Source organism: Paraburkholderia sp. SIMBA_054 (genome assembly GCF_046534875.1).
In the GTDB taxonomy this organism is placed as follows: domain Bacteria; phylum Pseudomonadota; class Gammaproteobacteria; order Burkholderiales; family Burkholderiaceae; genus Paraburkholderia; species Paraburkholderia hospita.
This window is the reverse complement of the sequence record NZ_JAWRXV010001660.1, coordinates 1-238: the sequence shown is the minus strand read 5'-3', so window position 1 is coordinate 238 and position 238 is coordinate 1. Positions and strand designations below refer to the sequence as shown.

The window sequence follows — 238 nt, the reverse complement described above, 5'->3', positions numbered from 1 at the left end:
GACCCTGCTGAACGACGAAGATGCTATCGCCCCGATGACGCAGAATTCCATCGCAGCTTTTGCGCAGGCCGAAGTTCCAGTCACGGAACGGTTCCGTTTGCAGGGCGGCGCGCGTTTCGATCAGTTCTACCTCGATGTGAATGATTTCACGCGGCCTACAGCAGTTGCCTGGCCTGCGCGGTCACTGGCGAATATCTATCCGGCGATCAGCGTTCTTGGTGGTTCGTTTGACTACAAC

The 238-nt window shown here is 56.7% G+C and carries 1 protein-coding gene; it reads left to right on the top strand.

Annotated elements, in window-relative coordinates; translation table 11 throughout:
* Positions 1-238: hypothetical protein (locus SB822_RS60730; RefSeq protein ID WP_410859603.1), on the top strand; the 238-nt coding region annotated here is incomplete at both ends.